12 protein-coding genes are annotated in these 12,393 nt (G+C 72.8%); 6 read left to right on the top strand and 6 right to left on the bottom strand.

The annotated features are described in order from the left end of the window. Positions 1–87: 87 nt before the first annotated feature. The 5 genes from DPM19_RS22540 to DPM19_RS22520 are packed head-to-tail and all read right to left on the bottom strand — an operon-like array spanning position 88 to position 4,875. Positions 88–1,362 (bottom strand): ABC transporter substrate-binding protein, encoded by a 1,275-nt coding sequence (locus DPM19_RS22540; RefSeq protein WP_111869987.1) that lies wholly within the window; start codon positions 1,360–1,362, stop codon positions 88–90. Continuing rightward, positions 1,359–2,480: a branched-chain amino acid ABC transporter permease gene (locus tag DPM19_RS22535; protein WP_111869986.1), complete on the bottom strand. Its 1,122-nt coding sequence runs from the start codon at positions 2,478–2,480 to the stop codon at positions 1,359–1,361. Before DPM19_RS22535 ends, DPM19_RS22540 begins: the two co-directional genes overlap by 4 nt. Next, entirely contained in the window at positions 2,477–3,373 is an 897-nt protein-coding gene (locus DPM19_RS22530) for a branched-chain amino acid ABC transporter permease (RefSeq protein ID WP_111869985.1), read from the bottom strand. Before DPM19_RS22530 ends, DPM19_RS22535 begins: the two co-directional genes overlap by 4 nt. A gap of 9 nt (positions 3,374–3,382) precedes the next feature. Continuing rightward, positions 3,383–4,093: an ABC transporter ATP-binding protein gene (locus DPM19_RS22525; protein ID WP_111869984.1), complete on the bottom strand. Its 711-nt coding sequence runs from the start codon at positions 4,091–4,093 to the stop codon at positions 3,383–3,385. Next, positions 4,090–4,875 (bottom strand): ABC transporter ATP-binding protein, encoded by a 786-nt coding sequence (locus tag DPM19_RS22520; protein WP_111869983.1) that lies wholly within the window; start codon positions 4,873–4,875, stop codon positions 4,090–4,092. Before DPM19_RS22520 ends, DPM19_RS22525 begins: the two co-directional genes overlap by 4 nt. A gap of 192 nt (positions 4,876–5,067) precedes the next feature. On the opposite strand from DPM19_RS22520, the gene DPM19_RS22515 reads away from it, so the two are divergent. From DPM19_RS22515 to DPM19_RS22495, 5 genes are read left to right on the top strand one after another with little or no spacing between them, the layout of a single operon-like run. Next, positions 5,068–5,598 (top strand): nuclear transport factor 2 family protein, encoded by a 531-nt coding sequence (locus DPM19_RS22515; RefSeq protein WP_111869982.1) that lies wholly within the window; start codon positions 5,068–5,070, stop codon positions 5,596–5,598. Then, positions 5,595–6,350, top strand: a complete 756-nt coding sequence (locus DPM19_RS22510) for an SDR family oxidoreductase (RefSeq protein WP_111869981.1) — start codon at positions 5,595–5,597, stop codon at positions 6,348–6,350. Before DPM19_RS22515 ends, DPM19_RS22510 begins: the two co-directional genes overlap by 4 nt. Then, on the top strand, positions 6,347–7,042 hold the full coding sequence (locus DPM19_RS22505; RefSeq protein WP_111869980.1) for a VOC family protein: 696 nt from the start codon (positions 6,347–6,349) through the stop codon (positions 7,040–7,042). Before DPM19_RS22510 ends, DPM19_RS22505 begins: the two co-directional genes overlap by 4 nt. Next, entirely contained in the window at positions 7,039–8,091 is a 1,053-nt protein-coding gene (locus DPM19_RS22500) for an NAD(P)H-dependent amine dehydrogenase family protein (protein ID WP_111869979.1), read from the top strand. Before DPM19_RS22505 ends, DPM19_RS22500 begins: the two co-directional genes overlap by 4 nt. Beyond that, positions 8,088–9,662: an AMP-binding protein gene (locus DPM19_RS22495; RefSeq protein ID WP_111869978.1), complete on the top strand. Its 1,575-nt coding sequence runs from the start codon at positions 8,088–8,090 to the stop codon at positions 9,660–9,662. The genes DPM19_RS22500 and DPM19_RS22495 overlap by 4 nt, the downstream gene beginning before the upstream one ends. Positions 9,663–9,710: 48 nt before the next feature. Here DPM19_RS22495 and DPM19_RS22490 read toward each other — a convergent pair whose 3' ends face one another. Then, positions 9,711–10,925, bottom strand: coding sequence for a glycosyltransferase (locus DPM19_RS22490; protein ID WP_111869977.1), 1,215 nt, complete (start codon positions 10,923–10,925; stop codon positions 9,711–9,713). Between the two features lie 462 nt (positions 10,926–11,387). Here DPM19_RS22490 and DPM19_RS22485 point away from each other — a divergent pair, with 462 nt between their 5' ends. Beyond that, entirely contained in the window at positions 11,388–12,362 is a 975-nt protein-coding gene (locus DPM19_RS22485; RefSeq protein WP_111869976.1) for a helix-turn-helix domain-containing protein, read from the top strand. The last annotated feature ends 31 nt before the right edge of the window (positions 12,363–12,393 follow it).

The following is a 12,393-nucleotide window of genomic DNA, read 5'->3' as shown; positions in this document are numbered from 1 at the left end:
GGCCGGCCGGCGCGTTTTCGGGCGTCCGGGGGTCGTCCCCCAGGTGGGTGCGGGGCCGGGCGTCCCCGGCCCCGCGTGTGAGCGTTCTTACTTGTAACGGCTGGACATGTCGATGACGTCACCGGTCGGTTCGAAGACCTTCTTGCCGGCGTTCCAGGCGAACGGGCGGAACGACACGATTCCCAGCGACTGGGCGGGGGTCATCGTCCACTTGACGCCGTCGATGAACATCGGCGGCTGGTAGCTCTGGGTGCGCGCCACCTTCATGATCCCGAGCTTGCTGAGGCCGTCGGGGGACTGCGCGGCCTTGGTGAACGCGTCGATCATCAGGTCGCCGATGGCCCAGCCGTTGACGGTGTAGTTGTTCAGCGCGTGCTTGTTGCCGTGCTTGGCGGTGTCGGCGAGGTACTGCTTGACGGCCGCGTCGCCGGCGTAGAGCGGGTTGCCCGGGTCCTTCAGCCAGACCATGATCTGCTGCCCGTCGGCGGCGGCGCCGGCCGGCTCGTAGAGCATCTTGCCGTCCACGCAGTTGGCGGGCTGGAAGACGGCCTCGGGCTTCCAGCCGGAGCGGCCCAGCGCCTGGGTCAGCGGCAGGCAGTCGCCGGTGATGACCGCGTTCACCAGGACCTTGGCGTTGCTGGTCTTGAGGGTGGTGATCGCCGCGTTCGGGTCGGTGCTCGGCGCCTCTTTGGCGATCTTGATGTTGGTGCCCTTGATGGCGTTCTTGAAGCCGGTGGCGTAGCCCTGGCCGGACTCGGTCTGGTTGACCGCCAGCGCCACCTCGGTGCCGTTCGGGTACTTCTTCTTGATCTGCTCGACGATGGCGGCCATCTCGATGTCGGACGAGGGCAGGTACTCGGTGGTCCACGGGAAGTTCTTGGCGTCCCGGTAGGCCGGCACGGACGCCTGCCCGAACAGCAGCGGCACGCACGCCTCGTTCTGGTCGTCGGCGACCGCGTTGAGCTGGCCCGAGCCGAACGTCTCCAGGACGTGGACCTTGTCCTTCTGGATCATCTCGTTGACGTTGGTCTTGGCCTTCTCGGGGTTGAAGGCGTCGTCCTTGACGACCATTTCGAGCTTGACCCCGTTGACCCCGCCGGCCGCGTTGGCCACCGCGAACCGGGTGCGCATGCCCTCGATGACGAGCCCCACGGCCTGGGCCAGCGGGCCGGAGGTGGCGCCGCTCCAGCCGACCTTGAGGGTGCCGGTGATCTTCTCCTTGGCGGCGGCCGGGTCGGCGCAGTCGTCGGCGGTGACGACTCCGCCGCCGGCCGCCTGCGGCTCCTCGTCACCGGAGGAGCCGCAGCCCGCCAGCAGCAGCACGGCGGACAGGCCCAGTGCGGTCAGGTATCTGGGTTTCATCGGGGTTCTCCCTCTTTCTCGGCCGAGTGCGCGGCGGACCGCCCGGCGTCGGAGCCGGTCTCGGCTGCTGTGGTGATGCGGACGATCCGCCGGCCGAGCCGGTTGAGCAGTCCGACGGCCCCCTCGGGCATCAGGAAGACGATCAGGATGAGCACCGCTCCGAAGACGATCCCGGACACGTGCCCGGACGCCAGGTCGGCGCTGTAGTAGGGGATGAAGACGACGGCGAAGGCCCCGACCACCGGGCCCAGCAGGGTCGCCGCGCCGCCGACGAACAGGCCGGTGATCAGCTCGATCGACTTGAGCAGCGTGAACGACCCGTCGGGCGACAGCGCCCCGATGTACATCGCGAACAGCCCGCCGGCCAGCCCGGTGATCGCGCCGGAGAGCCCGAACACGGCGGTCTTGACGACGGCCAGGTCCACCCCGGAGGCCGCGGCGGCGATCTCGTTGTCCCGGGTGGCGACCATCGCTATGCCGACCCGGCTGCGGGTCAGGTTGCGCACGGCCAGCAGCACCAGGATCAGGATCACCGCGCTGAGCCAGTACAGCCACAGGTGCCGCTGCCCCAGCCGCAGGCCCGTCCAGTCGGGCGGGGCGAGCTGCCGGGCCCGGATCACCAGCCCGGCCGCGCCGCCGGTGAAGTCGGCGAACCGCTTGACCAGTTCGGGGAAGGCCACCCCGACCGCCAGCGTGACCAGGGCCAGGTACAGGCCGCGGATCCGCAGCGCGGGCAGCCCGACGACCACGCCGATCAGGAAGGACAGCACGACCCCCACCGGCAGGGTGGCCAGCGGCTCCCAGCCGTAGGACACCACCAGGATCCCGGTGGTGTAGGCGCCCAGCCCGAAGAAGGCCGAGTGCCCGATGGACAGCAGCCCGGTGTAGCCGGTGGCCAGGTTCAGCCCGCTGATCGCGATCGCGAAGATCAGCACGCTGGTGAACTGGCCGACCCGGAACGGCTCCGCGCTCGCCCCGGCCAGCAGCAGCAGCGCCACCAACGCGACCAGGCCGAGCTGCCCGGCCCGGTACCGCCCGGACCCCCGGACGATCGTGATCGGGAACCGTCCCGCCGGTGCGGGCTTCTCGACCGGAACGTCCACTGTCTTCGTGCTCACAGGCGCTCCATCTGACGGGAACCGAACAGGCCGGTCGGCCGGAACAGGAGGATGAGGACGATCACGACCAGCGCCGCGGTCTGCGGCAGGGTGCCGCCGATGAACTCGACGTAGCCGGTGATCATCATTTCGAGGACCCCGATGACGAGCCCGCCGACGACCGCGCCGATCGGGCTGTCGAGCCCGCCGAACAGCGCCGCCGCCGAGGCGTAGATCAGGATCGGGAACATCGTGGTCAGGCTGAGCTGGTGCGGGGACAGCGGCGTGACCAGGACCCCGGCGAGCGAGCCGATGATCCCGGCCAGCCCCCAGCCGAGCATCAGGATCCGCCCGGTGGGCACGCCGCTGAGCGCCGCCGACTCGGGGTTGTCGGCCACGGCCCGCATGTGCAGGCCGAGCCGGGTCCGGTTGAACAGCCAGAACACCGCGCCGATCACCAGGATCACGAACAGCCAGACGCCGAGGGCGTCCCAGTACAGCCGGGCCCCGCCGACCGCGACGTAGTCGCTCTCCCCGCCGGGGAACAGGCTGGGCATGGTCTTGGTCTCGGAGTTGAACAGCAGCCCGGCCAGCGCGTTGAACCCGGTGAACAACCCCAGCGCCACGACCAGCGTGGCCATGTCGTTGCGCCGGCGGACCGGCCGGATCAGGGTGCGTTCGGTCACCGCGCCGAGCACGAACCCGATCGCGGCGGCGACCAGCGCCGCGATCCAGACGGGCACGTCCTGGGTGGTCAGCGCCCAGGCGACGTAGGTGGTGAACAGCGCCATCTCGCCCTGGGCGAAGTTGATCGTCCCGGTGCCGCGGAAGACGACGACCAGGGCCAGCGCCATGATCGCGTACACGGCGCCGTTGGTGACGCCGTCGAAGAGGCGCTCCAGAAAGATGTCCATCGGCTTCTCCTAGTCACCGAGGTAGGCGCGCCGGACCGACTCGTTGTCGCGGAACTCCGCCACCGGCCCGGCGGCGACGACCCGGCCGACCTCCAGCAGGTGGACCCGGTCGGCGATGCCCAGGGCCAGTTCGGCGTTCTGCTCGACGAGGAGCAGCGCGGTGCCCTGCTCGCGGTTGATCTCGGCGAGGGTGCGGAACAGCTCGGCCACGATGACGGGGGCCAGGCCGAGGCTGGGCTCGTCGCACAGCAGCAGCCGGGGCCGGCTCATCAGGGCCCGCGCCACGGCGAGCATCTGCTGCTCGCCGCCCGACAGGGTGCCCGCCTCCTGGCCGGAGCGTTCCCGCAGCCGGGGGAAGACCTCGCACCAGCGGTCGATGTCCGCGGCGATCTCCGCCTTGTCGCGGCGTCGGGCGGCGCCGACCCGGAGGTTCTCCAGCACGCTGAGGTGGGAGAACGTGCCGCGGCCCTGCGGCACCAGGCTGATGCCGCGGCCGACGATCGTGTCGGGCCGCAGCCCGGTCAGCGGGGCGCCGTCGAAGACGATCGAGCCCTGGTGCGGGATGGCCCCGGCCAGCGCCCGCATGGTGGTGGTCTTGCCGGCGCCGTTGGCGCCGAGCACCACGACGACCTCGCCGTCGTCCACCGTCAGGTCGATGCCGTGCAGCACCCGCGCCGGGCCGTAGCCGGCGGTCAGGCCGGTCACCTCCAGCAGGCTCATGACGCCTTCCCCAGGTAGGCGGCGACGACGCGCTCGGAGTTGCGGACCTCGGCCGGCTCGCCGTCGGCGATCTTGCGGCCGAACTCCAAGGCGACCACGTGGTCGGAAATGCTCATGACCATCCCCATGTGGTGCTCGACGAGCAGGACGCCGAAGCCGCGCTCGGTGGACAGCCGCCTGATCAGCCCGCCCAGGTCGGCGACCTCGGCGTGGGTGAGCCCGCCGGCGGGTTCGTCCAGCAGCAGCAGCCGGGGCCGGGCGGCCAGCGCGCGGGCCAGCTCGACCCGCTTGAGCGTGCCGAACGGCAGGCCGGCGGCGGGCCGGTGGGCGTCGTCGCGCAGGCCCAGGTCGGTGAGGATGTCCAGCGCCTCGGCCGCCAGCCGGCGGTGCCGGGCGGTGGTGCCGGGCCAGCCGAGCGTCGCGGCGGTGAAGCCCGCCGGGGTGCGGGAGTGCGCCCCGACCAGGGTGTTCTCCAGCACCGTCAGGGACGGGAAGAGCGCGAGGTTCTGGAACGTCCGGGCGATGCCGAGCCGGACGATCCGGTGCGGCCGGGCCCGGGTGAGGTCGGCGTCGCCGAAGGTGATCGTCCCGGCGTCCGGCCGGTAGATCCGGGTGACGCAGTTGAACAGGGTGGTCTTGCCCGCGCCGTTGGGGCCGATGAGCCCGCAGATCTCGCCGGGCGCCACCGTGAGGGACACCCGGTCCAGGGCGGTGACGCCACCGAACCGCAGGGTGACCTCAGAAATCCTGAGCTCGGGTGGCTGGTCGGGAGACGGTGACATCCGCAGCGATCCTCCGGTGAGTGACACTACAGTTACCAGTGTGTTGCCGGTCACATACTTGCTACAGCAAAAAGAGTGACCACGTCAACGGCTTGAAAGCGGCTCGTTATCTTCACTGGCACGAACCCCTTGGCCAAGTCACTCTCTTAGTTGTAGCTTGCCTGTGCGGAGGATCACCCGAAGGAGGCCAAGGTGAGCGACCGATACCAGGCGCTGCTGGACAAACAAGAGATCTACGAGGTGCTGGCGCGGTACCTGCGCGCCGTGGACCGCGGCGACGTCGAAGGCGTTCTCGCGTGCTACCTGCCGGACGCCACCGAGGACCACGGCGGCGTCTTCACCGGCTCCGCCCGCGACTACGTGGCCGGCATCGCCGACGTGCTGACGCACCCCCGCGCCCGCACCATGCACTGCATGACCAACGTGCTGATCGACCTCGACGGTGATCAGGCCCGGGCCGAGTCGTACGTCACCACGTTCAGCCGGGTCCGCACCCCCGACGGCATCGGGCACGCCTTCGTCGGCGCCCGGATCATCGACCGGCTGGAGCGCCGCGACGACCGCTGGGGCATCGCCCACCGCGCGCTGGTCTGGGAGTGGAGCCACGACGCCCCCGCGGCCGAGACCTGGCTGTTCGGCATGCTCGTCCCCGACCCGTCCGTCCTCGCCCGCGGCGGCAAGTACCCCGACGACCTGCTCTACCAGGACGGAGACACGCGATGATCGAGCTCAACGGGATCACCGCGCTGGTGACCGGCGGCAACCGCGGCATCGGCCAGGCCTTCGTCGCCGAACTGCTGGAGCGCGGCGCCGCCCGCGTCTACGCCGCCGCCCGCGAACCCGCCGGCATCGACGCCGGCCTGCTGGCGGCGGGCGCCGTCCCGATCCGGCTGGACGTCACCGACCCCGAGCAGGTCGCCGCGGCCGCCCAGTCCTGCCCGGACGTGTCCCTGCTCATCAACAACGCCGGGCTGTTCACCAACCAGCGCCTGGTGCTGACCGGCGACCCCGACGCCGCCCGCGCGGAGATGGAGGTCAACTACTTCGGCACCCTCGCCATGACCCGCGCCTTCGCCCCGGTGCTGGCGGCCAACGGCGGCGGCGCCATCGCCAACGTGCTGTCCGTCGCCGCCATGGTGCCCGCCCCGTTCATGGGCGGCTACTCCCCCGCCAAGGCCGCCGCGCTCTGGCTGAGCACGATCACCCGGGCCGAGCTGGAACCGCAGGGCACCCAGGTCACCGCGCTGATCGTCGGCTCCGTCGACACCCGGATGGCCGACCACGTGGACGGCACCAAGGAGGACCCCCGCGACATCGCCCGGGCCGGGCTCACCGCCGTCGCCAAGGGCGAACCGGTGGCCGACACCGACTGGATGGCCGTGGACGCCCGCGCCCGGATGGCCCGCGACCCGGCCCGCTACGAGCGCTCCCTCGCCAAGCTGCTGCACGCCCGCGAGCTGCGGACCGGCCGATGAGCGGGCCCGAGCTGATCCAGGCGACGGCCGCCGCCCGGGACCTGGCCGAGGCCGCCGGGCACGCCCGGACGGTGCTCGGCCTGCCACCCGGCGTCCCCGACCCCGAACTCGCCGCCTTCGGCATGGTCAACGAGATCCTGAACCTGGGCCGCAGCTACCTGGAGATCGTCGCGCCGTCCGGCGCCGGATCGCCGCTGCACCGGTTCCTCGCCCGCGGCGAGGGCGGGTACGTCGTCGCCGTCCGGGTGCCCGACACCGACGCGCTGGTCGCGCGGGCGCAGGGCCGCGGGGTGCGGATCGCGCACCGGCAGGACTTCCACGGCGCCGACATCGTCCAGCTGCACCCCGGGGACCTCGGCGTCCTGCTCGAAGCCGACCGGATCCCCGCCGGCAAGCACTGGCACTACGACGACTGGGCGATGCCGGACCCGCCCGCCCCCGCGCTCGACCTGCTCGCCGTGGACGTCGCGGTGGACACCCCCGCCGAGACCACCGCCCTGTGGGCGCACCTGCTGGACACCGAACCCGCCTCCCCCACGTCCCTGCGGGCGGGCGCCGGGACGATCCGGTTCGTCCCGGCGGCGGGCCGCCGCGGGCTCGTCGCCGCCGACCTGCGCGGCACGCACCCGGCCGAACACCGCATCGCGGGGCTGCTCGTCCGGATCGTCCCGGACGGAACGGAGGAGTCATGACCATCCGGGTGATCCAGTGGGCGACCGGCGCGATCGGGCGGACCTGCCTGCGCGCCGTCCTCGACTCGCCCGACCTCGAACTGGCCGGCCTGTTCGTCTACGGCGACCGCAAGGCCGGGCGGGACGCCGGCGACATCGCGCGCCGCCCCACCACCGGAGTGATCGCCACCCGGGATCGCGCGGAGATCCTCGCCACCCCCGCCGACGTGGTCATCCACACCCCCCGGCTCCAGGTGCCCTACGAGACGCACGACGCCGACATCTGCGCCCTGCTCCGCTCGGGCAAGAACGTCGTCACCACCGCCGGGCACCACTTCCCCCGCGCGCACGGCCGCGAACGCGAGGAGATGTTCCTCGACGCCTGCCGCGCGGGCGGGACCACGCTGTACGGCGTGGGCATCAGCCCCGGCGTGGTCGGCGAGCGCATCGTGCTGGCGCTCACCGGGGTGTGCCTGGACCTGGAGCACGTCGGCATCGACGAGGTCCTGGACGCCAGCCGGGTACCCGACCCGAACTTCGCCTTCGACGTGATGGGCATGGGCTCGGACCCGGCCGCGCTCGACCTGACCGCGGGCGAGCTGCCCGTCCTCTACGGGAAGCTCTACTCCGAGACGCTCGCCTTCATGGCCGAGCGGCTGGGCCTGCCCGTGGACCGGATCGAACCCGACCACCACGTCGAGACCACCCCCCGGGACCTGACGGTCGCGGCCGGGCTCATCCGGGCCGGCACGGTCGCCGCCACCGAGTGGCGCTGGCACGTGATCAGCGGCGGCCGGCGGGCGCTCACCCTGGCGATCGTCTGGACGATGGACCCCGAGCTGCCCCGGTACGCCGGCCGCGACCACTGGACGGTCACCGTCACCGGCCGGCCCGGCCTCACCATGACCCTCAACCTGATCGAGCCCGACGACCCGAACAGCCGCACCACCGCCGGGCAGTTCGTGACGTCCGGCCCGGTGATCCGGGCCCTGCCCGAGGTCGTCGCCGCCCCGCCCGGCATCTTCGAGCCGCCCGTCTTCGCCCCCTACACCGCGGGGGCCGCCCGATGACGGAGCGCCCCGACCCGCTGTACGCGCGGCACGCCGACGGCTCCCGGGTGGACCGGCTCGCCGACATCCTGCGCCGCCGGGCCGCGGCCACGCCCGACCTGCCCGCCGTCGTCGAGCGGGACCGCACCACCACGTTCGCCGAGCTCGACGCCCGCTCGTCCCAGGTGGCGCAAGCGCTGCTGGCCGACGGGGTGGGGCCGGGGGACCGGGTCGCCTACATCGGGGCGAACGCCCCCTCCTTCCTGGAGGTGCTGTTCGGCGCGGCCAAGCTCGGGGCGATCGCCACCGCGGTGAACAACCGGCTCACCCCCGGCGAGGTCGCCGGGATCCTCGCCGACGCCGAACCCGCCGCGCTGGTACTCGGTGCGGGCGACGGCCGGCTCGCCCCCGCCCCCGGGACCGTCCCGCGGGTGGTGACGCTCGACGGCGACCCCGGCACCACGCCGTACCGCGACTGGCTGGCCGGGCACCCCGGCACCGACCCCGGGGCCCGCCCCGACCCCGAGGACACCGCGGTGATCTTCTACACCTCGGGCACCACCGGGCTGCCCAAGGGGATCATGCTCGGCGGGCGCAACCTCGGCCGGGCGCTGGCCACCATGCACTACGAGATCGAGCTGGACGAGACGTCCGTCGCGATGGCGCCCATCCCCTACTTCCACATCTCCGGCTTCGGCCTCGCCCTGATCGCGGTGGTGAACGGGGCGGCGCTGCTGCTGGAGCAGGCCACCGAGGCCGGGGAGCTGCGGGACCTGCTGGTGCGGCGGCGGGTGTCGCACGCGGCGCTGGTGCCCACCCTGCTCCAGCGCCTGGTGGCGCTCCCCGACGTGGCGGACGCCGACTGGAGCGCGCTGAAGTACGTGGTCTACGGCGCCTCCCCGATCCCCCTCCCGGTGATCCACGCGGCGACGCGGACCATCGGCTGCAAGTTCCTCCAGTCCTACGGGCTGACCGAGTCCACCGGCGGGGTCACCATGCTCGCCCCCGAGGACCACCTCCCCGGCCCCGGCGAGGAGCACCGGCTGACCTCGGCGGGCCGGCCCATGCCCGGCGTCTACCTCCAGGTGGTCGATCCGGAGACGCTCACCGAACTGCCGCCCGGCACCCGCGGCGAGGTGGTGATCGGCGGCGGCCACGTGATGCGGGGCTACTGGCGGCGCCCCGCCGAGACCGCGGCGGCGCTGCTGCCCGACGGCCGGCTGCGCACCGGCGACGGCGGCTCCCTGGACGCCGACGGCTACCTCTACCTGCACGACCGCCTCAAGGACATGATCGTCAGCGGCGGCGAGAACGTGTACCCCGCCGAGGTGGAGAGCGTCCTCACCGGCCATCCGGCCGTCGCCGAGGTCGCCGTGGTGGGCGTCCCGTCGCAGCAATGGGGCGAGGCCCCGCACGCCGTGGTGGTGCTCCGCCCCGACGCCGCCCCCGTCACCGCGGCGGACCTGATCGCCTGGACCCGGGAACGGCTGGCGCACTTCAAGTGCCCCGCCGCGGTGACGTTCACCGACGCGCTGCCCCGCAACGCCTCGGGCAAGCTGCTGAAGAACCGGCTGCGCGAGCAGCACCGCTGACCCGGTTCCCGCTCGCGCGGCCCGACGCGCGCCGGTCGCGGCGTCCGTTCAGGCGGGGTTCCCCAGGTCGCCGCCCGCCAGCCGCCGGGCGGCGGCCCCGGCCCCGCCGGTGCGCACCGCACCGGCGACGGACCGGGCGCGGGCCGCCACGTCGGGCCGGAGGGCGTCCTTGAGGGCGGTCGTCAGCGAGTCGGCGGTCGGCGCACCGGGCGGGTGCGCGGCTCCGATGCCCAGCTCGTGGACGCGCCGCGCCCAGTAGGGCTGGTCGTACAGCTGGGGGACGACGACCTGGGGCGCCCCGGCCCGCGCGGCCGCGGTCGTGGTGCCCGCGCCGCCGTGGTGGACGACGGCGGCGACCCGCTCGAACAGCGCCTGCTGGTTGACCTCGCCGACGGACAGGCAGTCGGGCCCGTCGTCGATCGGCGCCAGGCCGGCCCACCCGCGGAGCACGATCGCGCGGCGGCCGAGCGCGCGGGCCGATCCGACCATCGCCTCGGCGAGGTCCGGCGTGGCGCGGATGCTGCCGAAGCCGAAACAGACGGGCGGCTCGCCCCCGTCGAGGAACGCCTCCAGCTCGGGCTCCAGCGGGCGCCGGTCCGGCCAGATCCAGGCGCCCGGCTGCACGACGTCGAGGTCCCCGGGCCAGGGGCCCAACGTCGGGTCGGCGGCCAGCCAGGGCCGATCGGTGAACAGGTGGCTCCGCACGTCGGCGACCGGGGCCAGGCCGGCCTCCGCCCGGTGGGAGTTGAGGGCGGCGCCGACGGTGTCGTTCCAGTGCCGCGCGTCCTCGGCCCAGAGCGCGCGGTTGTCCGCCGCTTCCCGCGGCGGCCCCCAGATGGGAATCGGCGCGTGGTGCGGGGACGGCAGGGTCTGCGGGCAGTAGCTCGCGTACACGTAGGGGACGCCCATCCGCTCGGCGATCGAGCGGGTGGCGAGCTGCAGGGATCCCCCCGCCAGCAGGACGTCGCAGCCCTCGGCCGCCGCCGCGATCGTGGTGAACTGGGTGGCGATCGTGGCTTCGAGCAGCTGACGCCGCTGCTCCGGCGTGGGCGGCGCCGGCGCGACCCGCGGGGCCGCCGACGCGGTCCGCCGCAGCTCGGGCCCGATGGGCACGACGGGGAACCCGAGGCCCTCGATCCAGTCCCGGAAGTCCGGGGGCACGCACAGCCGGACCTCCTGCCCGAGCTCCCGCAGCTCCGCGGCCAGCGCCACCAGCGGCTGGACCTCACCACGCGACCCGATGGTGGACAGCAACACACGCATTCGAACTCCCCCTATAACAGTTTCGGCCGCGGTCGAATGACCGCTTGGTGAACGTGAGCCCGCGTAGGCGTCCGGCCCCGTTTTCCGAGGCCGGCCCGGCACATGGGCCCCGATTCTGGACCGGCACCGGGGCCTTGCCGCAAGCCCCCCTGCCTGCTATAAGTTCAAAGTGGGATGAGGAATGCGCACCTTTCGGCGCCGCGCCCGAGCAGGCGGGACCCCTCCCATCGCGACATCCCGGTTCGCGCAGAACCAGCGGCTCGCATCAGGCACCGCCCCGCGCACGAAACCGGACGCCACGGTTCCCGGCCACCCATGGGCATGCCCTGAGATAAGGGCCAGGGCCACCGCCGCCTCATGAACACGGCGCACGGATATGCAGAATTCCCCCGCCACCCCTCCCTGTATCGTTGATTTGCAACGGATACCCGCCGGCCGCCATGAGGGGACGTGGAGAGGCCAATGATCGAGATCGTGTACCAGACCAAGGACTTTCCCCCGGCTGACCGATTCGACCGCTGGCGGGAATGGACGGGACATACGCACGCCCCGGTGGATGTAAGCAGCGAGCACGCCGCTGATTTCCATGCGCACAAACGCGCCCTGCTGCTCGGCCCGGTGACCGTGTGGCCGGCGACCGTCCAACCACTGGTGTCCCGGCGAACGGCGAAACTCGTCCGGCGCTCCGACCCCGAGGCGTACAACCTCACGCTCACCCTCCGGGGAACGGCGAGAGCCACCTGGGACGGCCAGGAGGCCGAATACCGCCCCTACGAGCTGTACAGCCAGAGCACCTCGCAGCCGTGCACGGTCTGGGTGGGGCGGGAAGAGGAGCGGACGGTCCAGTTCGTGGGGGTCGAGATCCCCAGGGACCTCGTGGCGTTGCCGCGGCGGAGCGTCGACCGGGCGGTCGGCCGGCCGCTGTCGGGGCGGGAGGGGGTCGGGGCGTTACTGGCCGGCTTCCTCACCCGCCTCAGCGCCGACACCAGCGCCTACGGGCCAGCCGACGGCCCCCGGCTCGGTACCGTCCTGGCCGACCTCGTCTCGGCCCTGTTCGCCCACGCCCTCGACGCCGACCGTGACCTGTCCCCCGAAGCACGGCGGCAGGCCCTGACCCTGAGCATCCGCGCCTTCATCGGCCGGAACCTGCACGACCCGGACCTGGCCCCGGACGGCATCGCGGCCGCGCACCACATCTCCACCAGCCACCTGCACCGCCTCTTCCAGGACGAAGACACCACCGTCGCCGCCCTGATCCGCCACCAGCGCCTGGAACGCGCCCGCCGGGACCTGGCCGACCCCGCCCAGCGCACGACCCCCGTCCACCAGATCGCCGCCCGCTGGGGCTTCACCCACCACTCGGCCTTCACCCGGGCCTTCCGCACCGCCTACGACGCCTCACCCAGCGACTACCGCCGGGCGACGCACCACCCGTAGTGGACCCGATGTCAAGAAACCGTGGAGTCGC

This window comes from Actinomadura craniellae, from assembly GCF_003289645.1.
In the GTDB taxonomy this organism is placed as follows: domain Bacteria; phylum Actinomycetota; class Actinomycetes; order Streptosporangiales; family Streptosporangiaceae; genus Actinomadura_D; species Actinomadura_D craniellae.
This window is presented reverse-complemented; position numbering and strand designations above follow the sequence as displayed.

Bases quoted from the DNA above. Each gene is read 5' to 3' on its own strand.
- DPM19_RS22485 (WP_111869976.1), top strand. From the start codon at position 11,388: ATGATCGAGATCGTGTACCAGACCAAGGACTTTCCCCCGGCTGACCGA.
- DPM19_RS22495 (WP_111869978.1), top strand. From the start codon at position 8,088: ATGACGGAGCGCCCCGACCCGCTGTACGCGCGGCACGCCGACGGCTCC.
- DPM19_RS22510 (WP_111869981.1), top strand. From the start codon at position 5,595: ATGATCGAGCTCAACGGGATCACCGCGCTGGTGACCGGCGGCAACCGC.
- DPM19_RS22530 (WP_111869985.1), bottom strand. From the start codon at position 3,373: ATGGACATCTTTCTGGAGCGCCTCTTCGACGGCGTCACCAACGGCGCC.
- DPM19_RS22490 (WP_111869977.1), bottom strand. From the start codon at position 10,925: ATGCGTGTGTTGCTGTCCACCATCGGGTCGCGTGGTGAGGTCCAGCCG.
- DPM19_RS22520 (WP_111869983.1), bottom strand. From the start codon at position 4,875: ATGTCACCGTCTCCCGACCAGCCACCCGAGCTCAGGATTTCTGAGGTC.
- DPM19_RS22525 (WP_111869984.1), bottom strand. From the start codon at position 4,093: ATGAGCCTGCTGGAGGTGACCGGCCTGACCGCCGGCTACGGCCCGGCG.
- DPM19_RS22540 (WP_111869987.1), bottom strand. From the start codon at position 1,362: ATGAAACCCAGATACCTGACCGCACTGGGCCTGTCCGCCGTGCTGCTG.
- DPM19_RS22500 (WP_111869979.1), top strand. From the start codon at position 7,039: ATGACCATCCGGGTGATCCAGTGGGCGACCGGCGCGATCGGGCGGACC.
- DPM19_RS22505 (WP_111869980.1), top strand. From the start codon at position 6,347: ATGAGCGGGCCCGAGCTGATCCAGGCGACGGCCGCCGCCCGGGACCTG.